General features: G+C 44.3%; 23 protein-coding genes and 1 other annotated feature. All 23 genes read right to left on the reverse strand.

The window, feature by feature from the left end; genetic code table 11:
* Positions 1-486, reverse strand: a 486-nt coding sequence (locus tag ACI35L_RS16890) for an SdpI family protein (protein ID WP_439803404.1), incomplete at its 3' end; no start/stop codon positions are given.
* Between the two features lie 15 nt (positions 487-501).
* Positions 502-771, reverse strand: a complete 270-nt coding sequence (locus ACI35L_RS16895; protein ID WP_439803405.1) for an autorepressor SdpR family transcription factor — start codon at positions 769-771, stop codon at positions 502-504.
* Positions 772-916: 145 nt separating this feature from the next.
* Positions 917-1,543 (reverse strand): orotate phosphoribosyltransferase, encoded by a 627-nt coding sequence (gene pyrE, locus ACI35L_RS16900; protein ID WP_049671485.1) that lies wholly within the window; start codon positions 1,541-1,543, stop codon positions 917-919.
* On the reverse strand, positions 1,540-2,253 hold the full coding sequence (pyrF, locus tag ACI35L_RS16905) for an orotidine-5'-phosphate decarboxylase (RefSeq protein WP_439803423.1): 714 nt from the start codon (positions 2,251-2,253) through the stop codon (positions 1,540-1,542). Before pyrF ends, pyrE begins: the two co-directional genes overlap by 4 nt.
* Positions 2,225-3,169, reverse strand: coding sequence for a dihydroorotate dehydrogenase (locus ACI35L_RS16910; RefSeq protein WP_049671487.1), 945 nt, complete (start codon positions 3,167-3,169; stop codon positions 2,225-2,227). Before ACI35L_RS16910 ends, pyrF begins: the two co-directional genes overlap by 29 nt.
* A complete protein-coding gene (locus ACI35L_RS16915) occupies positions 3,169-3,927 on the reverse strand; it encodes a dihydroorotate dehydrogenase electron transfer subunit (protein ID WP_269431804.1) in 759 nt (252 codons plus the stop codon). The genes ACI35L_RS16910 and ACI35L_RS16915 overlap by 1 nt, the downstream gene beginning before the upstream one ends.
* Positions 3,927-7,139 carry a carbamoyl-phosphate synthase large subunit gene (carB, locus tag ACI35L_RS16920; protein WP_439803406.1) on the reverse strand — a complete coding sequence of 1,071 codons (3,213 nt, stop codon included), beginning with the start codon at positions 7,137-7,139 and terminating at the stop codon, positions 3,927-3,929. Before carB ends, ACI35L_RS16915 begins: the two co-directional genes overlap by 1 nt.
* Positions 7,136-8,227 carry a carbamoyl phosphate synthase small subunit gene (locus ACI35L_RS16925; RefSeq protein WP_049671490.1) on the reverse strand — a complete coding sequence of 364 codons (1,092 nt, stop codon included), beginning with the start codon at positions 8,225-8,227 and terminating at the stop codon, positions 7,136-7,138. The genes carB and ACI35L_RS16925 overlap by 4 nt, the downstream gene beginning before the upstream one ends.
* Entirely contained in the window at positions 8,224-9,510 is a 1,287-nt protein-coding gene (locus ACI35L_RS16930) for a dihydroorotase (RefSeq protein ID WP_439803407.1), read from the reverse strand. The genes ACI35L_RS16925 and ACI35L_RS16930 overlap by 4 nt, the downstream gene beginning before the upstream one ends.
* Positions 9,473-10,411, reverse strand: a complete 939-nt coding sequence (locus ACI35L_RS16935; protein ID WP_049671492.1) for an aspartate carbamoyltransferase catalytic subunit — start codon at positions 10,409-10,411, stop codon at positions 9,473-9,475. The genes ACI35L_RS16930 and ACI35L_RS16935 overlap by 38 nt, the downstream gene beginning before the upstream one ends.
* A 195-nt stretch (positions 10,412-10,606) precedes the next feature.
* Positions 10,607-11,914: a uracil permease gene (uraA, locus tag ACI35L_RS16940; RefSeq protein WP_439803408.1), complete on the reverse strand. Its 1,308-nt coding sequence runs from the start codon at positions 11,912-11,914 to the stop codon at positions 10,607-10,609.
* Between the two features lie 123 nt (positions 11,915-12,037).
* On the reverse strand, positions 12,038-12,577 hold the full coding sequence (gene pyrR / locus ACI35L_RS16945; protein ID WP_049671494.1) for a bifunctional pyr operon transcriptional regulator/uracil phosphoribosyltransferase PyrR: 540 nt from the start codon (positions 12,575-12,577) through the stop codon (positions 12,038-12,040).
* Between the two features lie 188 nt (positions 12,578-12,765).
* Positions 12,766-13,680, reverse strand: coding sequence for an RluA family pseudouridine synthase (locus ACI35L_RS16950; RefSeq protein ID WP_049671495.1), 915 nt, complete (start codon positions 13,678-13,680; stop codon positions 12,766-12,768).
* Positions 13,655-14,143 carry a signal peptidase II gene (gene lspA, locus ACI35L_RS16955; RefSeq protein WP_439803424.1) on the reverse strand — a complete coding sequence of 163 codons (489 nt, stop codon included), beginning with the start codon at positions 14,141-14,143 and terminating at the stop codon, positions 13,655-13,657. Before lspA ends, ACI35L_RS16950 begins: the two co-directional genes overlap by 26 nt.
* Positions 14,144-14,285: 142 nt before the next feature.
* Positions 14,286-17,060, reverse strand: coding sequence for an isoleucine--tRNA ligase (ileS, locus tag ACI35L_RS16960; RefSeq protein ID WP_049671496.1), 2,775 nt, complete (start codon positions 17,058-17,060; stop codon positions 14,286-14,288).
* A gap of 72 nt (positions 17,061-17,132) precedes the next feature.
* Positions 17,133-17,377, reverse strand: a binding site (T-box leader).
* A gap of 62 nt (positions 17,378-17,439) precedes the next feature.
* Positions 17,440-17,949, reverse strand: coding sequence for a DivIVA domain-containing protein (locus ACI35L_RS16965; protein WP_049671497.1), 510 nt, complete (start codon positions 17,947-17,949; stop codon positions 17,440-17,442).
* 86 nt (positions 17,950-18,035) lie between these two features.
* Entirely contained in the window at positions 18,036-18,809 is a 774-nt protein-coding gene (locus ACI35L_RS16970) for an RNA-binding protein (RefSeq protein ID WP_049671498.1), read from the reverse strand.
* A 61-nt stretch (positions 18,810-18,870) separates the two neighbouring features.
* On the reverse strand, positions 18,871-19,131 hold the full coding sequence (locus ACI35L_RS16975; protein ID WP_049671499.1) for a YggT family protein: 261 nt from the start codon (positions 19,129-19,131) through the stop codon (positions 18,871-18,873).
* Positions 19,132-19,139: 8 nt separating this feature from the next.
* Complete coding sequence (locus ACI35L_RS16980) at positions 19,140-19,595, reverse strand: cell division protein SepF (protein WP_049671500.1); 456 nt, start codon at positions 19,593-19,595, stop codon at positions 19,140-19,142.
* Positions 19,596-19,611: 16 nt separating this feature from the next.
* On the reverse strand, positions 19,612-20,286 hold the full coding sequence (locus ACI35L_RS16985) for a YggS family pyridoxal phosphate-dependent enzyme (protein ID WP_049671501.1): 675 nt from the start codon (positions 20,284-20,286) through the stop codon (positions 19,612-19,614).
* A 5-nt stretch (positions 20,287-20,291) separates the two neighbouring features.
* The gene (gene pgeF, locus ACI35L_RS16990) at positions 20,292-21,113 is read right to left on the reverse strand and encodes a peptidoglycan editing factor PgeF (RefSeq protein ID WP_053103762.1); all 822 of its coding nucleotides are present in this window, start codon (positions 21,111-21,113) and stop codon (positions 20,292-20,294) included.
* 73 nt (positions 21,114-21,186) lie between these two features.
* Positions 21,187-21,420, reverse strand: a complete 234-nt coding sequence (locus tag ACI35L_RS16995; RefSeq protein WP_049671502.1) for a YlmC/YmxH family sporulation protein — start codon at positions 21,418-21,420, stop codon at positions 21,187-21,189.
* A 451-nt stretch (positions 21,421-21,871) separates the two neighbouring features.
* Positions 21,872-22,645, reverse strand: coding sequence for an RNA polymerase sporulation sigma factor SigG (gene sigG / locus ACI35L_RS17000; RefSeq protein ID WP_049671503.1), 774 nt, complete (start codon positions 22,643-22,645; stop codon positions 21,872-21,874).
* Positions 22,646-22,698: the final 53 nt, after the last annotated feature.

Consider the following 22,698-nt stretch of genomic DNA (forward strand, 5'->3'; position numbering starts at 1 on the left):
CCTCCCGCCGAGACGGTGTGTTTTTCTCCAATTGGTTTCATCCATTAATGCCCACGGTGTACGGATGCCGAAGAAGAAGTTTTGCTTTGCCTGCTGCATATAATTACCGATGACTAGAAAGAGCAGGCCAACGAGCAGCACAGCCAAGCTTTTCATTGGGATGTCATACCCAAGAGAGGTTAGAAGAATCAGCATATTAATGATAAAGAATAAAATAACGATACTGAGGTTTGTCACATAGTAAGCTTTGGAAAAATACTTGTAATTCTTTTTCTTCGGGTCAATCTTCGGAATGGCTGTCATAAAGAGGTAGATGCCGATCATAAGTGCATGCAGGGTGAAGAAGGCCATAGCTTTTGGCTGATAGCCGTCTGCTCCATCTGCTCCCCAGTGAACCGGTACCTGCTCTGGCAAGGATGGGAAACAGACCAGCCATGTCGCTGCCGAGATGGCAATCAGGATGATGGATAGTAGATGTTTTTTCATAGTATCCCCTTTCTCTTAGTCTTTCTTCTCTGAGCCGGTAATATCGTAAACCCACGAAATCAGTTCCTGCAAAACGGTTGTGTTCAGCGAGTAATAGACATATTGGCCTTTTTTAATGTCATGGACAAGGCCCGCTCCTTTTAAGATCTTCAAATGCTGGGAGATACTTGGCTTTGACATGTCAAAATGCTGGTGAATCTCTCCGGCGGTTAAGTCCTCGTCTTTCAATAGGTCCAAAATTTTTCTTCTGGTTGGGTCTGATAATGCTTTAAAGGTATCGTTCATCTTGATCCCCGCTTTTAATTTACTTATAAAAAATAAGTATTTAAGTAATTACTTAAATACTACTAAATAAATCTCCTGCTGTAAAGGGACAATTGGAAGAAAATAAAAACCGGTGCGCCCTTTTTGGCTCACCGGTTTCGGTCTCTTATTTCCCCCACTCAGCAGGGTTGGCTTTCCATTTCCTTAAGCTTTCCAGTTCATCTTCTGAGATGGACTGTTTTTCTTTGGCCGCATCAGTCAGTGTAGTGAAATCTGTTAGCGAGAAATAAGGGATATCTGCTTCCTTAAATGCAGCCGTTGCTTTTTCCAGCTCGTATGTAAAGATTGAGACGACTCCTTCAACATGGCATCCGGCATCTCGCAATGCTTGCACACATGTAATAGAGCTTCCGCCAGTGGAAATCAAATCTTCGACAACGACCACCTTATCGCCTTCTTTTACTATTCCTTCAATCTGGTTTCCTTTCCCATGGCCTTTTGCGCTGGAGCGTACATAGACCATTGGAAGGTTAAGGATTTCGCTTACCCATGCGGCATGCGGGATTCCAGCTGTTGCTGTACCTGCAACAACCTTTGCTTGCGGGAATTTTGTCTGAATCAGCTCTGCTAGGCCTTGAGCAATCTCTTTGCGCACTGCGGGATAAGATAGGGTGAGACGGTTATCGCAATAAATGGGAGATTTTAACCCGGAAGACCAAGTAAACGGATCATTCGGCTTTAAGGAAACAGCCTTGATGTTTAATAAATGTTCAGCGATTGTTTGTTTGTTCATTTGTTTCTCTCCCATTCCTTTAAGATTGTATGGTAGGCTTCAAGCGGATTTTCAGCCGCTGTGATTGATCTTCCAACAACGATGAAGTCGCTCGTTTGTCTTCTAGCCTCTGCTGGTGTTGCAATTCGCTTCTGATCACCTTTTTGATCATTTGCCAGACGAATTCCCGGGGTTACTGTCAGGAAATCCGTCCCTATATGTTTATGTATGTCCATCGCTTCATGCACGGAGCAAACAACCCCGTCCAAATTGGCTGCCTTTGCCAGCTGGCCGTAGTGCAGCACACTCTCTGTCAATGACTCCTTGATTAATTGTTCTTTTTGCATCTGAAACTCTGTCGTGCTCGTCAGTTGGGTAACCGCAATGCATAATGGACGGCATTTCCCAGCGGAAGTCCCCTTATCAAGTCCTTCCAAGGCGGCCTCCATCATCGCCTGACCTCCTGCTGCGTGGACATTGACCATATCAGCTCCGAGAACAGCAAGACGCTCCATCGCCTTTTTGACCGTATTTGGAATATCGTGCAGCTTCAGATCCAGAAATACATCATGGCCCATTTCCTTTATGGCGGTCACGATTGATGGACCCTCTGCATAATAAAGCTCCATCCCAATCTTCACCGCTAACTTCTCATCAGGGAACCTTTTTAATAATTGCAGTGCCTCTTCCTTTCCGGCAAAATCAAGCGCGATAACCGGTGTATTGTTCATGCCGCTTCCAGCTCCTTCCCGTGCATTCTGATATATGCTCATACCCGAGTTCTTCTACTAATTCAGGCAAAGCGTCAATGATTTCCGGGCAGACAAATGGGTTGACGAAGTTTGCTGTCCCAACCGCTACAGCACTTGCTCCTGCGAGGAAGAATTCCACGACATCCTCTGCGGTCGAGATTCCGCCCATTCCGATGATTGGGATGGATACATTCTGTGAAACATCATGAATCATGCGGATAGCCACAGGCTTAATGGCTGGGCCGGACAACCCACCTGTCTTATTCGCTAACACTGGTTTCGCTGTCTTTAAATCAATGCGCATGCCGACCAATGTATTAATCATTGTCAAACCATCCGCTCCCCCGTCCTCAACCGCCTTCGCAATCGATACGATGTCACTGACATTCGGTGATAATTTCACATAGACAGGTACGTCTGATACCCCTTTGACCGCTTTCGTCAATTCCTTTGCAGTCTCTGGATCTGTTCCAAATTGAATGCCGCCGCATTTCACATTCGGACAGGAAATATTGAGTTCGAGTGCATGTACGTTGGGCGCTTGGCTGATCTCCTTTGCGGTCTCCACATAATCCTCCATGGCCGTACCGGCTACATTGGCAATGATGGGGACATCAAATGATTGAAGCCATGGCAGCTCCTCATCCATTACCTTTTGCAATCCTGGATTCTGCAGCCCAATTGCGTTCAGCATGCCGGCATTGGTTTCCGCTACACGAGGAGTCGGGTTTCCAAAGCGCGGTTCGAGGGTGGTTGATTTAATCATGATGGCACCGAGCTTGCTCAAATCATAAAGATTTGCGAATTCCCGGCCAAATCCAAAGCATCCAGACGCCGGCATGATTGGGTTCTTCAACTTCAGTCCGGGCAGTTCAATCGTTAATGGGCTTGTCATTAAATCAATACCTCCTCTGAACGGAATACAGGTCCATCACTGCAAATCTTCTTATATCCACCATCAGGTGTCTTGCACACACAGGCAAAGCATGCGCCAATTCCGCAGCCCATGCGCTCCTCTAGAGAAATGAATACCTTTTTCCCTGCATACTTTTGCATAACCGCTTTTAGCATGGGAGTTGGGCCGCATGTATAAATCGCATCATATTCTTCCAACAGGTCTACACTTGTCACAAAACCCTTAATTCCTTTCGATCCATCCTCCGTCGTAATAACCGTATCACCCAGCTCCTTGAACGTTTCTTCATAAAAAACATCCACAGCCGTGCGGAGACCAAGTATATGGGTTACCTTGACTCCATTCGCACCCAGCTCTCTTGAAAGCTGGAGGAGGGGAGGAATTCCAATGCCTCCGCCGATTAATAAAGCCTTGCCTCCCGGCTCCACCTCTTCCGGTGAAAAACCATTACCAAGCGGCCCGAGTACATCCACTTTCTCACCGGCTTTCTTCTCAGCTAAGCGCTTTGTTCCTTTTCCTTCCGCCCGGTATACAACCGTGAACCGGGATGATTCTTGATCAATCTGGCAAATGCTGATAGGTCTTCTCAACAATGGGTCATATGAGTCGGATACTTTAATATGGACGAATTGTCCGGGCATTGTCATGGAGGAGACAAGTGTCCCCTCCATCGTCAATTCATAAATATTCGGAGCAAGTAAGGTCTGGCTGATGACCGTCATCTGCTGCTGCCCAATCATAGATTTACTGCCTCCCGCGTTTTTTCCATTTGGTTCATAGGCGAGCTTGAGAATGTCATGGATTCAAGCACAGTAAGAATGGCATTGGCTGTATCAAGTGAGGTCAAGCATGGGATTCCATTCTCAACAGATTCACGGCGAATTCTGAACCCGTCACGCTCCGGCTGCTTGCCTTTTGTCAATGTATTGATGACCAATTGTGCATTTCCATCCTGAATAATGTTCAATAGATTCGGTTCAGGGCCGCCTATTTTGCCGACTACGGAGCATGGGATGCCTGCATCTGCCAGCACTTGAGCAGTTCCGCTCGTTGCAAGCAAACGATATCCGATTTCATGGAATCGGCTGGCTAGTTTAACCGCTTCTTTCTTATCCTTATCAGCAACTGTGAGGAGGACTGAGCCATGCTGCTTAATATGGATGCCTGAGGCAACCAAGGCTTTATACAGTGCTTTTTGGAGTGTATCATCTTTGCCCATGACTTCGCCTGTAGACTTCATTTCAGGTCCAAGCGTTATTTCAACCTGGCGCAGCTTTGCAAATGAGAAGACCGGTGCTTTTACGTATACACCTGCTTTTTCTTCAACCATGCCGTTTTCAAAGCCATAATCAGCAAGCTTTTGTCCAAGGATGACTTTCGTCGCCAAGTTGGCCATCGGCACATTCGTGATCTTACTCAAGAAAGGCACCGTCCGGCTTGAACGCGGGTTGACTTCGATGACATACACTTCATTATTGGATACAACATATTGAATATTGAACAATCCAATGATGTTCAGCCCTTTAGCAAGCTTGATCGTGTAATCCACAATGCGGTCCTTGATAGCTTTCGTTATGCTTTGCGGCGGATAGACAGCGATGGAGTCTCCAGAGTGTACCCCTGCTCTTTCGATATGCTCCATAATGCCTGGAATGACGACTGTTTCGCCGTCTGAAATGGCATCAACTTCAATCTCTTTTCCTGTTAGGTACCGATCAATCAAGACCGGATGCTTCGGATTGACCTTAACGGCGTTCTTCATGTAATGAAGCAATTCTTCCTTATGGTCGACAATCTCCATCGCCCTTCCGCCAAGTACATAGGATGGACGCACAAGGATTGGATAGCCGATTGACTCAGCGACCGCGACGGCTTCTTCAACAGACATCGCCGTTTTCCCAAGCGGCTGCGGAATATGAAGCTCAGACAGGGCATGCTCGAACATATCCCGGTTTTCTGAGCGGTCAACATCCTCTAAAGATGTTCCAAGAATCTTGATGCCGCGTTCAACTAAGGCAGAAGCAAGATTAATCGCTGTCTGTCCGCCAAATTGGACGATGACACCCTCTGGCTTCTCTAAATCTATGACATTCATAACGTCCTCAATTGTGAGCGGCTCAAAGTATAATTTATCGGAGATACTGAAGTCAGTCGAAACCGTCTCAGGGTTGCTGTTAATGATAATGGCCTCATATCCGGCTTCTTTAATGGCCCAGACAGAATGAACGGTTGCATAGTCAAACTCTACCCCTTGGCCGATGCGAATTGGGCCGGACCCAAGCACGACCACACTCTTCTTGTCTGTCACAAGAGATTCGTTTTCTTCCTCATAGGTGGAATAGAAGTATGGTGTCTCTGACTCAAATTCTGCCGCACATGTATCAACCATTTTGTAAACCGGGCGAATTTCCTTTTCTTTTCTCCAATTGTAAACGTCCAGCTCCGTACAGCCCCAAAGATTCGCCAAGGCAAAATCGGAGAAGCCGATTTTCTTCGCCTCTCGGCAAACCTCTTGATTGAACGGAGATTCCTTCAGCCTGCTTTCCATTTGAACGATTTTTTGGAATTTGTAAAGGAAGAACAGGTCAATTTTGCACCAGTCATGAATGGTCTCAATGGATAAACCTCGCTTCAATCCTTCTGCAAGGTAGAACAAGCGTTCATCTGTCGCTACCTTGATTTGCTTCTCTATTTCCTCATCGCTTACCATACTTCCGCCCGGCAGCTCAAAGTGCAGGATTCCAACTTCGAGAGAACGGATCGCTTTAAGGAGAGATTCCTCAAGATTGCGCCCAATAGCCATGACTTCTCCCGTTGCTTTCATTTGCGTGCCAAGGATACGATTTCCTTCTTCAAATTTATCAAATGGCCATCTTGGAATTTTCGTGACCACATAATCAAGGGCTGGTTCAAAGCTGGCATAAGTTTTGCCTGTAACGGGGTTGATCATCTCATCCAGCGTTAAGCCGACAGCAATTTTAGCTGCAAGCTTAGCAATTGGGTATCCAGTTGCTTTTGATGCTAGAGCAGAAGAACGACTTACGCGCGGATTAACCTCTATGATGTAGTAGTTAAAGCTATGCGGGTCAAGCGCCAACTGAACATTACAGCCTCCTTCAATCTTTAGGGCACGAATAATTTTCAATGAGGCATTTCTAAGCAGCTGGTATTCACGGTCGCTTAAGGTTTGGCTAGGTGCGACAACAATGGAATCTCCCGTATGGATGCCAACCGGGTCGATATTTTCCATATTACATACGACAATTGCGTTATCATTGGAATCGCGCATGACCTCGTATTCAATTTCCTTGAATCCGGCAATGCTCTTCTCAAGCAAGCATTGAGTTACAGGACTGCTTTTAAGGCCATTTGCTACGATTTCACGCAGCTCTGTTTCATTTGTACAGATACCGCCTCCCGTACCGCCAAGCGTATAGGCAGGACGAACGATGACTGGGTATCCGACTATTTCAACAAATGCCAGTGCTTCCTCCAATGTATGAATAATTTCACTGTCTGGTACAGGTTCACCAAGTTCATTCATGAGACTTCTAAACAAGTCCCTGTCTTCAGCCTGTTCAATGGCAGAAAGCTTCGTGCCAAGAATCTCGACGCCGCACTCTTCAAGCACACCTGATTTCGCCAGTTCAACAGCGAGGTTTAAGCCTGTTTGGCCGCCAAGCGTCGGAACAAGAGCATCCGGTCTTTCCTTGCGGATAATCTTGCTGACAAACTCTAACGTCAAGGGTTCTATGTAGACGGCATCGGCAATTTCCGTATCAGTCATAATCGTAGCCGGATTGGAATTGACCAGGATGACTCGGTATCCTTCTTCTTTCAGTGCGAGGCAGGCCTGGGTCCCAGCATAATCAAATTCAGCTGCCTGCCCAATAACGATTGGACCGGAACCGATGACTAGGATGGATTTGATATCTGTACGTTTACTCATAGTGCTGCTGCCTCCTTCAATTTAGCCTGTTCAATCATCGTGATAAATTGGTCGAACAAGTAATTCGCATCCTCTGGTCCTGGAGATGCTTCAGGGTGATATTGAACGGTAAAAGCATCAAACTCTTTATGCTTCAGTCCCTCAACTGTTCCATCGTTTAAGGCAATATGAGTGATTTCCATTTCCGTTCCGATGACAGAATCAGGGTTAACGGTATAGCCATGATTTTGGGAGGTGAGTGCAACCTTTCCTGTACGAAGATCCTTAACAGGGTGATTGGAGCCCCTATGTCCAAATTTCATTTTTTCCGTCTCTGCCCCGCAGGCAAGAGCGAATAATTGATGCCCTAAACAAATTCCGAACAAAGGCACCTTTCCAAGGACTTCCTTAATCATTTCGATAGCCTCTGGAACATTTTCCGGGTCTCCAGGTCCATTTGTGAGCATAATGCCGTCTGGACATAAGGTCATGATTTCTTCAGCAGTTGTGTTATGCGGTACAACAATCACATCACAGCCGCGGTTATTTAATTCCCGAAGGATGCCATGCTTCATGCCAAAGTCAACAACTACGACACGATGGCCGCGACCTGGGCTTGGATAAGGCTTCTTCGTAGAAACTTTTTGTACTTGGTTTTTCGGAAGTACGGTTGCTCTTACTTGATGAAGCATCATTTCAGGGTCCTTCGTAATCGAGCAAATAACCCCTTTTACCGTTCCTCTTTCCCGAATCATTCGTGTCAATTTACGTGTATCAATCCCAGAGATTCCGGGAATATTCTTGATTTTCATATATTCATCCAATGAGAAGCCGCTTCTCCAATTGGAAGGAAAGTCAGCAACCTCTTTGACAATCAAGCCCGCCAAACTAGGCATGATGGATTCAAAATCATCGCGATTAATTCCGTAATTCCCAATCAGCGGATAGGTCATTGTAATGATTTGTCCGCAATAGGATGGATCGGATAGAATTTCTTGATAGCCAGTCATTCCCGTGTTAAAAACGACTTCGCCAATTTTATCTATTTCTCCGCCGAATGCCTCACCAATCATGATGGTGCCGTCTTCTAGGATTAATTGTCTTTTCATACTAGCATTCTTCCTTTCTGCCAAACCACTTTTCCTTCGACCATCGTCATTACCGGCCATCCTTGGCATTTCCAGCCTGCAAACGGGGTGTTTTTACCTTTAGAGAGGAATTCCTCCGGATTGATTTCATGCTCGCTTTCCAAATCCAGCAAGACAAGATCAGCCGGTGCTCCCTTTTCTAATTTTCCATATGTAAGATTAAACGCTTCTGCAGGTTTAATGGTTAAGAAATCAATTAATTGCTGCAGAGTCAGCACGCCTTTTTTCACTAGATTTGTATAGAGAAGAGGGAACGCTGTTTCAAGTCCCACAATCCCAAATGGCGAAAGCTTCATTCCTTGCGCTTTCTCCTCCTCAGTATGGGGAGCGTGATCGGTTGCAATGAAGTCAATCGTTCCATCAAGCAGTCCTTCTATTAAAGCTTGCTGGTCATCAGCCCCTCTGAGCGGCGGATTCATTTTATAATTGGTGTCCTCCCCGGCAATATCATTCTCTGAGAGCAAGAGATGATGGGGAGTTACTTCAGCTGTTACATGAATGCCCGCTCTCTTCGCATCACGTACGCTTCTGACGGATTCCTTCGTACTGATATGGCACACATGATAATGGCAGCGGGCCGCTTCTGCCAGCAGACAATCACGAGCGATTTGCACCGATTCACATATAGAAGGGATGCCCGGCAGGTTATGTTTAGCAGAATACGTTCCCTCATGGACACATCCGCCATGGATGAGCGTATTCTCCTCGCAATGAGCTACAATCGGCATGTCGATCGCCGCTGCCTTTTTCATCGCTTGAAGCATCATATCTGCAGACTGGACACCGACACCGTCATCTGTGAAAGCAAAGGCTCCAGCTTCCTTCAGCCCTTCAAAGTCAGTTAGCTCCTGCCCAAGTTCTCGAATGGTGATAGAGGCATAGGGGAGAACACGTACTGCTGCTTTATCTTTGATTCTATTAGTCAGCCAATTCATTTGTGTCGGTGTATCTGGAACAGGACGAGTATTCGGCATAGCCGCGACAGTCGTGAATCCGCCCTTGGCAGCTGCCATCGTGCCAGTCTCAATCGTCTCCTTCTTCTCTCCGCCGGGTTCACGCAAATGGACATGCAAGTCCACGAACCCTGGTGAAAGGAGACAGCCATTAGCATCCATATATTCAGCACCCTCTGCGTCCACATTACTCCCTATTTCTTGGATAATGCCGTCCTCTATAACAATATTGGTTTTGACGAGGGTTTGATCCTCAGCCAACAATTTGGCATTTCGTATACATAGTTTCATTTAGACCTGCTCCTTCCTTATGCTCGATGCTGTTTTTTAACGCTGCCATTCTTGCGTATACACCGTTCTCCATCTGTTTGAAGATTCTTGATCTTTTACATTCAACAAGGGCGCTGTCAATCTCCACTCCCCTATTCACTGGTGCAGGGTGCATAATTATGCAATTTTGTTTCATTTGGCTTTCTCTTTCAAATGTTAGTCCATAGTGGTCCAGATATTCTTCCTTTGTCAATGGCATTTCAACTGAATGGCGTTCGTGCTGGATTCTGAGCAGCATGAACACATCCGCTGTTTTTACAGCTCTGTCAATTGGTTCGTACGGAATATCGGAGCCATTAATCGTTGCCCAGTTTTCTGGACCTGAGAAGACAACTTCTGCACCGAGCCTCCTTAATGTTTCTGCATTGGAGCGCGCTACCCGGCTATGTCTGATATCACCTGTAATAGCGACCTTCAGTCCTTTGAATTGGCCAAATTCCTGTTTAATTGTCAGTAGATCCAATAAACACTGTGTGGGATGGTGACCACATCCATCACCAGCATTCATTATGGATAAATATACACCATCTTGTATTAATTTGGCAAAGTAATTATCTTCAGTATGTCGAATAACGACTGAATCAACTCCGATTGACTCTAACGTTTTGACTGTATCGTAGAGGGTCTCACCCTTTAAAACACTAGATGTATGGGCTTCAAAAGGAATGATTTCCAAGCCTAATTTTCTTTCAGCCATTTCAAAGCTTGATTTCGTTCTTGTACTCGGTTCAAAGAAAAGGTTGGATATGAAGTATGGTCTCTTTGGCTGCCATGTTTCACCTTTTGCAAATTGCTCCGCGTCTGACAGTAGCTGCATAATCTCTTCGATTGATAAATCATTCATCGTCAACAAATGTTTCATCTTTCTCATCCTTCCCACTCTTATCTATTTTCTTACTATTGTCGATAGATTTTTTGCCAATGAATCTTTTCAAAAAAAGGCCCTCATTCGAATTAATACGAATCAGGGCCTTTGATAAGGTACAAATCCTCCTGCATCATTGGATTTGTCTTACCTTAATCTTTATCCCTGCTTTTTGAAAATGCTCAATCTGCTCTATTGTTCAGTTGACGTTTTCTCTCTTCCAGGCAATATAAGATTTAGTATGACACCGACGATGGCAGCAAGAGCCATGCCGGAGATGGAAGCATTCTCCGTTAGTTTGAGGAATGCTCCACCGACACCAATGATTAAGATGACGGATGATATGACCAAATTTCTGTTGACAGACAAATCAACTTTGCTGTCAATCAACATTCTCAGCCCGCTTGAAGCGATAATTCCGAATAGCAAGATGGATACTCCGCCCATAACCGCAGAAGGAATAGAGTGGATCAGTGCTGAAATTTTGCCGATGAACCCGAAGGCGATGGCGAATACAGCCGCTCCTCCAATGACATAAACACTGAAGACGCGAGTCAGAGCCATAACCCCGATATTTTCACCATATGTGGTATTCGGCGGTCCTCCAAGACATGAGGCAATCATAATGGAGATACCGTCACCGAATAAAGAACGGTGCAAACCAGGTTTTTCAACAAAATTCTTTCCAGCAATCTTGCTAAGCACCAATTGGTCTCCGATATGCTCCGAGATTGGAACAATCGCAATCGGTACCATAATCAGAATAATCTCCCAAGTTAAATGTGGAGTGTAATCCACAAACGGGACTGTGAAATTTGGTATTTGGAACCAAGGGGCATCGATTACCTTTTGGAAATCAACGATTCCAAAGAATAAGGATGCGATGTACCCGCCGACAATCCCCAGCAATACAGGGATGAGCGACAGAAAGTTTTTAAAAGCAACTGAGCAGAAAAGGGTAATGCCCAGTGTAATTAGTGCAATCGTAAAGTGCTTTGAACTATAAACCAGCACTTTTGCTGTTGAGTCCTCATACATAGCCATATTCACGGCTGTTGAAGCAAGACCAAGTCCAATGACCATAATAACCGGTCCGACTACGATAGGCGGAAGGAATTTCAGAATCGTTCCCGGACCTACAGCCTTGACCAGTAAGGCAACAAGTGCGTAGATAATCCCAATCAAGAACCCGCCGACGAGTGCCGAGCCTACCCCGCTGTTCTCATTTAAGAGCACAATCGGAGCAATAAAGGCAAACGATGAACCAAGATAAGCGGGAATTTGTCCTTTCGTGATCAAGAGGTATGCGAGTGTACCGATACCACTTGTTAATAAGGCGATTCCCGGATCAAGTCCTGTCAAAATGGGAACAAGCACGGTTGAGCCGAACATTGCAAATAAATGTTGCAAACTCAAGGTAAGCCATTGTCTTGGTGTTGGTTTTTCCTGGACATCAAGCCGGATGTTCGCAGGTTTTTGGACTGTTTCATTCGATTCCATTTGTAATCCTCCTCTGAATTAAGAAAAAACAAGTTGTTTCGAGGAGAAGAATTCAAGCATCATTTAATTTTTACTGAACTCTCCTCTTTGCAAGCCTCTCTGGACTGCAATTAAAAAGGATGTTTATTCATAAATGGCAACCTGTTCGCCGCCATCCATTTCTTTAAGTTTTACAACGATTTTTTCATTCTTGGCAGTAGGAATATTCTTACCTACATAATCTGCACGAATAGGCAATTCCCGGTGGCCTCTGTCAACCAATACGGCCAATTGTATTTGGCTCGGCCGCCCTAGGTCAACAAGCGCATCGAGTGCGGCCCGGACCGTTCGTCCCGTGTAGAGTACGTCATCCACAAGGATGACTTTTTTATCCTCAATCGAGAAGGATACATCGCTTCCTTTTACTTCAGGTTCTCCGCTTTCCGTGTTCTTCGTTAAGTCATCACGATAAAGCGTAATATCCAGTTCCCCGACAGGAATCTTTGTTCCTTCGATTTCTGCAATTCGCTGTTCAAGCCGTTTCGCAAGGAAAATGCCGCGTGTCTTGATTCCAATAAGCACACAATCCTGCACGCCCTTGTTCCTCTCAATAATCTCGTGGGCAATCCTCGTTAACGATCTCGCAATAGCCTTGTCATCAAGCAATGTTGCTTTTTCTATCATACGAAGCATCCTTTCTGAGAAAATAAAAAATCCTTTTGCCAGAGGCAAAAGGATTCAGATCGCAATCATCATAGAAAAATACAGTATTTCTCCATGTTCAAGTATCATCACGTACCTTTTCAGCCTCTCTGGACTGTATTAAAGGACTTATTCAATTAGGTATATCATACCCTCATACGTTGTACTTGTCAACGATCTATTCGTAAAGTATCCAAAAATTCGACAAAGTATTCAGGCAGAGGGGCTTCAAATTCTAAATACTCCTCTGTCCGCGGATGGACAAATCCAAGCACACCTGCATGAAGAGCCTGTCCATTTAAATCAACTGTTTTTCTTGGTCCATACTTCGGATCGCCTGCAAGCGGGTAACCAATATATTTCATATGGACACGGATTTGGTGCGTTCTTCCCGTTTCAAGCTGACATTCCACAAACGTGAAATCACGGAACCGCTCAAGCACATGGAAATGAGTGACTGCATGACGGGAGTTTTCATCCGTTACGGTCATGCTTTGACGATCGCGTTTATCACGTCCGATAGGAGCGTCAATCGTACCGGCATCATGAGGAATGACTCCATGAACAAGCGCCTTATACTTTCTGGTCACTGTTTTCTCTTGGAGCTGTTTGACCAATTTCTCATGGGCCATATCATTCTTCGCGACCATTAATAGGCCTGATGTATCCTTGTCAATCCGGTGAACGATACCTGGGCGCATTACCCCATTAATGCCTGATAAATCCTTGCAATGGTACATCAGCGCATTCACAAGCGTACCGCCTGTGTGACCCGGCGCAGGATGCACGACCATTCCTTTCGGCTTATTCACAACGATGACATCTGCATCCTCATAGTAAATATCAAGCGGGATATCTTCAGCCACAATATCAAGCTCTTCCGGCTCCTCAATCGTTACCTCAATCTCATCGCCCTCCTGGCATTTATAATTCGCCTTAGAGGAAGCCCCATTTACCGTTACATTTCCGGACTTGATCCATTGCTGCACCTGTGAGCGGGACCATTCTTCATTGATAAGGGAAAGGATCTTATCAAGCCTTTGCCCTTTTTGTTCTTCATTAATTTTGATCTTTTGATTGTCCATTCGTTAACTCCTTAGCTCTTCTTTCTTCCATAAACATCGCGATAATCAATAAGACGACACCTACACATAAGGATGCATCTGCCACATTGAATACCGGGAAGCTGTATGAAAAAATATACACGTGGAAAAAGTCCACTACCTCTTGCCTGAACAAGCGGTCGATGAAGTTCCCGACAGCGCCTCCTAATATGAGACCAAGGGATACCCCTGTCAGCTTATCACCAGCATATTTCTTGATATAATAGATAATCCCAACGATGACAACAGCTGTCACGATATAAAAGAACCACATCTGCCCTTGCAGGATGCCCCACGCCGCTCCCCGGTTGCGATGCGATGTAATGTAGAAGATGTTCTCAATGACAGGGATGCTTTCCCCGTACTCCATATATTTCACAATCATCCATTTCGTTACTTGATCGACCAGTATGATTGCCAAGGCTATTCCGTAATATAAACGCAACACCTTACAAACGCCCCCCTGCCTGCTTATAATGTCCTGACTACGCATAAAAATTGTAGCATACCCTTCCATAAAAAACGAACCTGGACAAACAGATAGGCCCTTTCCGCATAAAGAAAAGGGCCTAAATGTTTCTACATCCTTATCCTAATTCCGGATATTCAGCATCTACCACAGTTGCGCATCTCTCACATAACGTTGGATGCTTCTCAACTTTGCCAACCAATCCACTGATATTCCAGCAGCGTTCACATGTTTCGCCTTCCGCTTTTTCAATCAGAATTGCGGCATGCTCCAATTTAAGAGCATTTTCTGGTGCCTCATATACAGAGCCGGCAAGCTCCACTTTCGAAACGATGAATAACTGCTCAAGACTTTCATGAATGTCAGCGAGCAATTCTTTCATTTCTTCGCCAAGGTAGAGCGTCACTTTCGCATTGAGTGACTTACCGATTACTTTTGCATTACGCGCTTCTTCTAATGCCTTCAGGACATCATCACGAAGATCCATGAAACGATCCCATTTCTCTTCAATAGCCTGAGCATTCTCATAGGTTTCAACAGATGGCATATCTGTCAATTGTACGCTTTTTTCTGCTGCATCATCGATGAATGCCCATACCTCATCAGCTGTATGCGGAAGAATTGGGGCAATCATTTTCACAAGCTTAATTAAGCATTCGTGCAGAACCGTTTGGATGGCTCTTCTGCCAGTGCTTGCTTCAGCATCACAATAGAGGATATCTTTCGCATAATCCAGGTAGAAGGAGCTTAAGTCCTGCGTACAGAAATTATTGATTCCGTGATAGACATCAGCAAATTGATAACGATCATAGCCGTTTTGTACTTGCTCCACTAAACGGTTTAGCTTGATCAGCATATATTGATCCACTTCACGAAGGTTTTCATAGCTTACTGCATCACTAGCAGCATTGAATCCATTCAAGTTTCCTAATAGGAAGCGGAATGTATTTCTGATTTTGCGGTACACTTCAGAAACTTGCTTCAAGATATTATCAGACACACGCACATCTGCTTGATAATCAACAGATGCTACCCATAGACGGAGGATATCTGCCCCCATTTGCTGGATAACTTTCAATGGATCGATTGTATTACCAAGTGATTTACTCATCTTACGGCCTTCTCCATCAAGTGTGAACCCGTGGGATAGAATGCCTTTGTACGGCGCCTTTCCTGTAACAGCTACAGCCGTCGTCAAGGAAGAGTTGAACCAGCCGCGGTATTGGTCAGAGCCTTCAAGGTATAAATCAGCTGGTCTGACGAGATCTTCTCTTGCCTCTAGGACTGATTGATGAGAAGAACCGGAGTCAAACCAAACATCCATGATATCCGTTTCTTTTGTAAATTTACCGTTCGGGCTGCCCTCATGAGTGAAGCCTTCAGGAAGAAGATCCTTCGCCTCTCTTTCGAACCAGACAGTAGACCCGTGCTCTTTGAATAATTGGGCTACATGCTCAATCGTTTCATCTGTAATAATCGCATCCCCGTTTTCTGCATAGAAGACCGGAATCGGAACGCCCCATGCACGCTGACGGGAAATACACCAGTCACCGCGGTCGCGTACCATATTGAATAGACGCGTTTCGCCCCATGCTGGAACAAATTTCGTTGCCTTGATTTGGTCAAGCAGCTGCTCCCTGATTTGATCAATTGAAGCAAACCATTGATCCGTAGCACGGAAGATGGTCGGTTTTTTCGTTCTCCAGTCATGCGGGTAGGAGTGTGTGATGAAATCTAGTTTTAGCAATGCGCCATTTTCAGCCAGCTTATCAGTGATTGCTTTATTTGCTTTATCATAGAACAAGCCTTCAAACCCTGGAGCTTCAGCTGTCATATGACCTTTCTCATCCACTGGAGCAAGTACGCCTAGATTGTATTTCTGACCGATCATAAAGTCATCTTCCCCGTGGCCTGGAGCGGTGTGTACGCAGCCAGTACCAGCATCAGTCGTAACATGCTCTCCGTTCATAACGAGGGAATCACGGTCATATAAAGGATGCTTAGCAACCGTGTATTCAAGCTCGCTTCCTTTAACGGTTTTCTCTACCTCAGCTGTTTCCCAGCCTAACGTTTCCTTCACAGAAGGCAATAGGGCTTCTGCCACAATATAGCGAGTCCCTTCTACGTTTACAACCACATAGTTTAAGCGAGGGTGTACGGAGATACCAAGGTTCGCCGGAATGGTCCAAGGGGTTGTTGTCCAGATGATGTATTTTGCATCCTCAGGCACCACGCCTTTTCCATCCTTTACATCAAAGGCTACATAGATGGATGCTGATTTCTTATCATGATATTCAATTTCTGCCTCAGCAAGTGCAGATTCACTTGACGGGGACCAATATACCGGCTTAAGGCCTTTATAAATATAGCCTTTCTTCGCCATATCACCGAATACCTTGATTTGCTCAGCCTCATATTCAGGCTTTAAGGTAATATAAGGATTTTCCCAATCCCCTCTAACGCCAAGGCGCTTGAATTGTTCACGCTGATTATGGATTTGTGTGTAGGCATATTCCTCACAAAGCTTACGGAATTCAGCAATAGACATTTCCTTGCGGTTCACTTTTTTATTTTTAGTTAGGGCCGTTTCAATTGGAAGACCATGTGTGTCCCAGCCAGGTACATATGGGGCATTAAAGCCGCTCATAGACTTATAGCGGACGATGAAGTCTTTCAGAATTTTGTTCATTGCATGCCCAATATGGATATTCCCATTTGCATATGGAGGGCCATCATGAAGGACAAACTTTGGAAGGTCTTTCGTGCGTTCCTGCACTTGTTTGTAGATATCTTCTTCATTCCATTTTTCTTGCATTTGAGGTTCTCTGTTTGGCAGATTCCCGCGCATTGGGAATTCTGTCTTCGGCATTAATAACGTGTCTTTTAATTCCATTCCATTCACTCCAGTCGAGATTCTACAATCTGTTAGAATCTTTTTAAAATACAAAAAGCCCTTCCATCCCGGTAAAGGGACGAAAAGGCTTGAATTTCCGCGGTACCACCCTTATAGAATACCATTCTGGTCAGAATAATATTCCGCTTGGAATTCGTAACGTGAATGACTCGCCTCATCCTACTCACCTAATCAAGAAAGGGTTTCGAAAGAGGACTCGGGGATGATCTTCCATGCAGCGTCTTTTACCAGGCTCCCACCCTTCCCGGCTCGCTAAAAAAGATTGGCTGATGTACTGTTCCCGTCTTCGTTTTGTGATATTTTCAATTGATTCGTTAAGGTATTATATTCAATTATGACCTCAAAAGTCAAGAGGTCCTTACATTTCTTCTTCTAAATTAATATTAAGCTCCGTTGCATCGACATCATATTTCAAAAGCTTATCCCAATCCTCGCTGTTTAAGAGGTCAAGCTGAGCCTCAACGAGCATTTTAAAGCGCATTCTGAATACTTTTGATTGCTTTTTCAAATCTTCAATCTCAATAGCAATCTTTCTTGCTTTAGAGAGAGCTTCATTTACAATACGGTCAGCGTTCTTTTCGGCTTCCTTCATGATGAGCTTCGCTTCTTTTTGAGAGTTGCGTTTAACATCCTCTCCTGCTTCCTGTGCAATCACGATGGATTTATTCAAAGTCTCCTCAATGGTCGAGAAGTGCTCAAGGCGCTGTTCCAATTCTACAACTTTGTCTTCGAGTTCCTTCTTTTCTCTAATGACCAATTCATAATCCTTAATAATCTGGTCGAGGAATTCATTTACTTCGTCTTCATCGTAACCGCGGAATCCTCTGCCGAATTCCTTATTATGTATGTCTAGCGGTGATAATGGCATATACTGCACCTCCGAATACTAAGTCTTATCTATATTATTATACTATGCTTTCGACACGAATGGTGATAATCCTGTGAATTTCTCAATTATTTTTGTAATCCTATGACAACTTTCCATTTATCCTTTTTTGTTTTCCCCTCAATAGAAAGAAGTTTCATCCGGCCTGTTCCTCTTATGGAAAGAATATCACCTTGCTTCAATTCGTAGGAGGGGGATTCAATCTGACGATGGTTCACCTTGACACGGCCTTGCCCGATCAACAGCTGGCTTTTTTGACGGGAGAATGAGGCCGCATTTGCGATAATAGTATCTAAACGCAGTGATGATGACGTGATCGCCGCCTCCCTCCAAGTCTCCGTTACGTCAATGATTTTCTCATGGTTGATTGATTCACATTTCACACCTACATTGCCGACCTTTGTCAAATTAGCTTCCATATAAGGCGACACTGTCTTCGCGACCGCAAATTGAACCGTTTCTCCCTCAACCCATATATCACCATACATTTCCCTCTTTAACCCAAGTGACATCAGCGTCCCTAGTACTTGGCGATGATCAATCGTCGTGAATTTGGATGGATAGGACAACTGATAGAAAGCAATCTCATAGTCTTCCTCCTCCGGTGTATAATAGTCCGGATAAATCATCGCGCGCTTCCTTTCCGCATGAGGTGCCCCTCCGAAAAAGGAAACGAGTACATCTCCCCCTTTTCCAATGAGCATACGAATGATTTCTGCCTCACGCGGATTCAGGAAATCAGTCAATTTAGGTGCATATTGTTCCCTTACCTGATCAGCCCAGCCGAGCACTTGATCGATAAAGTCCTTCTCCTCTGGACGAAAATGCTGATAAATATCCATATTGGTCCTCCTTGCCGAAAAACAAAAGCTCCCAAGCCTTTTTCAGCGGGAGCTTACAGTTTTAGAAATAAAATTGTAAAGCGTAAATTCCTTGGCCTGCCAAATTTAAAACGATAATAGCCACTAATGGAGATAAATCAATCATGCCAAGCGGCGGAACAATCCTTCTAAATGGCTCAAGGAACGGCTCACAAATACGGGCAAGGAATGAGCCAATGCTCGACTCCCGTGCACCTGGGAACCAAGACATTAAAATATAAATAATTAATGCCCAGCTGTATATTTCTATTAAAGAACCTAGAATATTAATAATTAGACTCATTTATTTAACTACCACCTTACATCCTCCAGCTCATCCTCTTGCGCATAGCCGGAAATCGAACCAGAAACATCAACATTCTCAGGAGTACATAAAAAGATATTAGAGCCGATTCGCTGAATATCCCCAGCAATTGCATAGACGGTACCGCTTAAAAAGTCTACGATACGGCGAGCCTGATCAGGAGAAATCCGTTGCAGGTTAACAACAACCCCGCGGCGGTTCTTGAGATGGTCGGCAATCTCCTGAGCATCGGCATACGCCCGAGGCTCAAGCAGAACTAATTTCGATGATTTCTGGATGCTTTGTAAACTTACGACATTTTGCTGTTTATGCGCTTGGTTCACTGCTTTATTTGTTGTTTTCATTGGAGTTGCTTCTTCTTTTTCTTGCACATATTCTTCTTCATATTCATATTCTTCATCATCAAGAGCAAAAAAAGTTTTCACTTTAGATACGATTGACATATTTTACACCTCTCTTTTATTCATTCCCTACCAGAGCAGTTCCAATTCTGACCATGGTTGAACCTTCTTCAACGGCAATCTCAAAATCATTTGACATTCCCATCGACAATTCGTGGCAAGGGGCATATGGCAACAATAAATTTTGTATTTGGACCTGCAGTTCTTTCAAATCTCTGAAACATTGTCGTATTTCAGCTTTATTATCGGTTAACGGAGCCATTGTCATTAATCCTATTACCCTGATTTTATCAAAACTTGCAAGTTGTTTAACAAATTCTATTGTTTCTTGAGGGGTTATTCCATGTTTAGTATCTTCTCCGCTGACATTGACCTGTACGAGACAATCGACAGGCTTCTCTGCCCTTTTTTGAATCTCTTCAGCAAGGGAGATACGGTCAAGCGAATGAATCACATTTACTTTATCGATGATGCTTTTGACCTTTCTTGATTGAAGCGAGCCGATGAAATGCCATACTGGCTGTTCGTCAAAAGAATCGCGTTTAGCGAGTATACCCTCAGAGCGGTTTTCCCCAAGATGATGGATTCCTGCTTCATACGCTTCTTTGGCACGTTCGGCTGTGACGTATTTCGTCACGGCAATGATCTTCACCTCTTTGGGATTACGTCCTGCCCGTGCCGCCGCCTCATTGATGCGCTTTTCAATATTATGTAGATTGCTTGCTACATCCATTGCGTCTATTCCTCCTTAAAGCCAATAAAGCCCATCATTCGCCCAGTTTTCCCTTTATCCCTGCGATGGGAGAAAAAGAGCTGTTCGTCGCAGCTTGTACAGAACCTTGTTGTGATGATGTTCTCTTTTAAGATACCGGATTTACGAAGAATTAACGCGTTGGCCTTTTTTAAATCAAGCGCGAATTGTGTGTCTGTAATTTGATTATAAGCGGTTTTTGTCTCTTCTTCTAGTATTAGCTCCAATAAGTCAATTATTTTTTTGTCGACCATGTAACATTTTGGGCAAATAGAAGGTCCGATTGCGACAAATATATCTTCAACAGGCACTCCCTCCACCTTTGTCCATTTTTCGACCATGGCAGCAGAGATTCCTCCTACGGTTCCTTTCCAGCCGGCATGTGCTGCGCCGACTAGGTGATGCTTAGGGGCGAAAAAGAACACCGGTACACAATCAGCAAATAAAAGCGTCAATAAAATGCCGGATTCACTAGTATACATGCCATCTGTCCGCTTTAGTGCCGTATCATAGTCCAAAGCGCCCAACCCGGCTTCTTCAGCCGTTATTTTAGCAATATTCGTTTCATGTGTCTGTTCAGCTCCTGCCCAGCGCTCAGCGGGCATATGTATGCTATTTGCCACTATTTTTCGATTCCTTACAACATCATCGGCTAAATCATGAACATGAAAAGCCGGATTCATTGAATGAAAAGGCCCTTTGCTGACTCCCCCGTGCTTCGTCGTAAATCCTGCCGTAAGTGAGGGACAATCAGCAATCCAAGGTGTAATGGACAAAATTGATTCAGATGTTTGTACAAACGGTTCCACTGGTAAACTCCTTGACTTTTTCTTTTATTTTATCATAAACCGTCGTTTTGCGCTCTATTACCCAAGGTTTTTCCTATTGTCGGAATTCCACCAATATGACATCCTCCCCGATCATTTTAATCTTATTCCACGGGATGATGACTTCCTCTTCTTTATTCAAAAAGGATAGCATTTTTCCTGTTCCCACCGTGATGCTGTCAATTTTTCCGGTATGAAGGTTAATATCGATATCCTCTACATTTCCGAGCCTTTTTCCATCAAGAGTATTCACAATATCCTTCACTTGAAAATCTGATATTTTAATCATGCTCATCCCATCCTATTCCCATAAAGAGATTTAGGACAGTATATGCCATTAGGGCAGTTTACAGAACCTCATGCTTTGACAAGGGCTTACCTATTCTATATTCCCCAGCCTGGCTGCTTGAAAACAACTTGCCTGTATATAAAATGGCTTGGTTAATTGATAGTCGTATACCGCCCATCACGTATCAGGCAGTTGACCTCTGGGGGAATTAACGCACAGGGGAGACTGAGCAGATGCCTGGGAACACCTCAAAGAGGCTCCCCGCCCCTTGTTTTCCTGCCGACTGCAGCGAAAATCAACACATAAGCGTAACAAGCCCATAAAAAAAGGAAGGGAGCAAACGCTCTCTTCCATTAAATAATGATGAGAATTGTCCATATTGTCCGCCAATATAAAAGAACGAGGTATTAGCTGCTTGTCCCATCCTTTTTTGGCCTTCGGCAATAGGGCATTATATATTTTTATTCATTTGTCGAATGGCTGCCTTTTCAAGTCTTGACACTTGCGCTTGAGAGATTCCAATTTCCTCTGCCACTTCCATTTGAGTTTTCCCTTGGAAGAAACGCTTTTTCAGTATCATTTTTTCTCGTTCATTCAACCGTCTCATACCATCCTTTAGAGCAATTTCATTGATCCAAGTATTGTCCTTGCTTTTCTCATCACTCAGCTGATCCATCACATAAATAGGGTCTCCCCCATCATTGTAGATAGGCTCAAACAGGGATACAGGATCTTGAATAGCATCAAGGGCAAAGACAATTTCCTCATACGTAACATTCAGTTCTTTGGCGATTTCCTCTGAAGTTGGTTCTCTAGACGTTTCACTCGTCAATCTTTCCCTTACTTGAAGAGCCTTGTAAGCAATATCCCGGAGTGATCTGGAAACCCTGATAGGATTATTATCGCGTAAATACCTGCGAATCTCTCCAATAATCATCGGTACAGCATACGTTGAGAATTTAACATTCTGGCTTAAATCGAAGTTATCAATGGACTTCATCAGCCCGATGCAGCCGACCTGAAATAGATCATCGACGAATTCACCGCGGTTATTGAAACGCTGAATAACACTTAGAACTAGTCTCAGGTTTCCATTAACGAGCTTTTCTCTGGCGCTTCTCTCACCAGCCTGCATCTCCTTAAACAATTCCCGCATTTCTTCATTTTTCAATACTGGTAATTTGGATGTATCCACACCGCATATCTCTACTTTGTTTCGAGTCAATCCATTCCCTCCTAGCAGGAACTGATATACAAAGTAAAGTATCTCCCTGAGGA

Source organism: Pradoshia sp., assembly GCF_051873915.1.
In the GTDB taxonomy this organism is placed as follows: domain Bacteria; phylum Bacillota; class Bacilli; order Bacillales; family Pradoshiaceae; genus Pradoshia.

Coding starts and splice junctions, on each gene's coding strand:
- ACI35L_RS16895 (WP_439803405.1), bottom strand. CDS start 771: ATGAACGATACCTTTAAAGCATTATCAGACCCAACCAGAAGAAAAATT.
- pyrE (WP_049671485.1), bottom strand. CDS start 1,543: ATGAACAAACAAACAATCGCTGAACATTTATTAAACATCAAGGCTGTT.
- pyrF (WP_439803423.1), bottom strand. CDS start 2,253: ATGAACAATACACCGGTTATCGCGCTTGATTTTGCCGGAAAGGAAGAG.
- ACI35L_RS16910 (WP_049671487.1), bottom strand. CDS start 3,169: ATGACAAGCCCATTAACGATTGAACTGCCCGGACTGAAGTTGAAGAAC.
- carB (WP_439803406.1), bottom strand. CDS start 7,139: ATGAGTAAACGTACAGATATCAAATCCATCCTAGTCATCGGTTCCGGT.
- ACI35L_RS16925 (WP_049671490.1), bottom strand. CDS start 8,227: ATGAAAAGACAATTAATCCTAGAAGACGGCACCATCATGATTGGTGAG.
- ACI35L_RS16930 (WP_439803407.1), bottom strand. CDS start 9,510: ATGAAACTATGTATACGAAATGCCAAATTGTTGGCTGAGGATCAAACC.
- ACI35L_RS16935 (WP_049671492.1), bottom strand. CDS start 10,411: ATGAAACATTTGTTGACGATGAATGATTTATCAATCGAAGAGATTATG.
- uraA (WP_439803408.1), bottom strand. CDS start 11,914: ATGGAATCGAATGAAACAGTCCAAAAACCTGCGAACATCCGGCTTGAT.
- pyrR (WP_049671494.1), bottom strand. CDS start 12,577: ATGATAGAAAAAGCAACATTGCTTGATGACAAGGCTATTGCGAGATCG.
- ACI35L_RS16950 (WP_049671495.1), bottom strand. CDS start 13,680: ATGGACAATCAAAAGATCAAAATTAATGAAGAACAAAAAGGGCAAAGG.
- ileS (WP_049671496.1), bottom strand. CDS start 17,060: ATGGAATTAAAAGACACGTTATTAATGCCGAAGACAGAATTCCCAATG.
- ACI35L_RS16965 (WP_049671497.1), bottom strand. CDS start 17,949: ATGCCATTATCACCGCTAGACATACATAATAAGGAATTCGGCAGAGGA.
- ACI35L_RS16970 (WP_049671498.1), bottom strand. CDS start 18,809: ATGGATATTTATCAGCATTTTCGTCCAGAGGAGAAGGACTTTATCGAT.
- ACI35L_RS16975 (WP_049671499.1), bottom strand. CDS start 19,131: ATGAGTCTAATTATTAATATTCTAGGTTCTTTAATAGAAATATACAGC.
- ACI35L_RS16980 (WP_049671500.1), bottom strand. CDS start 19,595: ATGTCAATCGTATCTAAAGTGAAAACTTTTTTTGCTCTTGATGATGAA.
- ACI35L_RS16985 (WP_049671501.1), bottom strand. CDS start 20,286: ATGGATGTAGCAAGCAATCTACATAATATTGAAAAGCGCATCAATGAG.
- ACI35L_RS16995 (WP_049671502.1), bottom strand. CDS start 21,420: ATGATTAAAATATCAGATTTTCAAGTGAAGGATATTGTGAATACTCTT.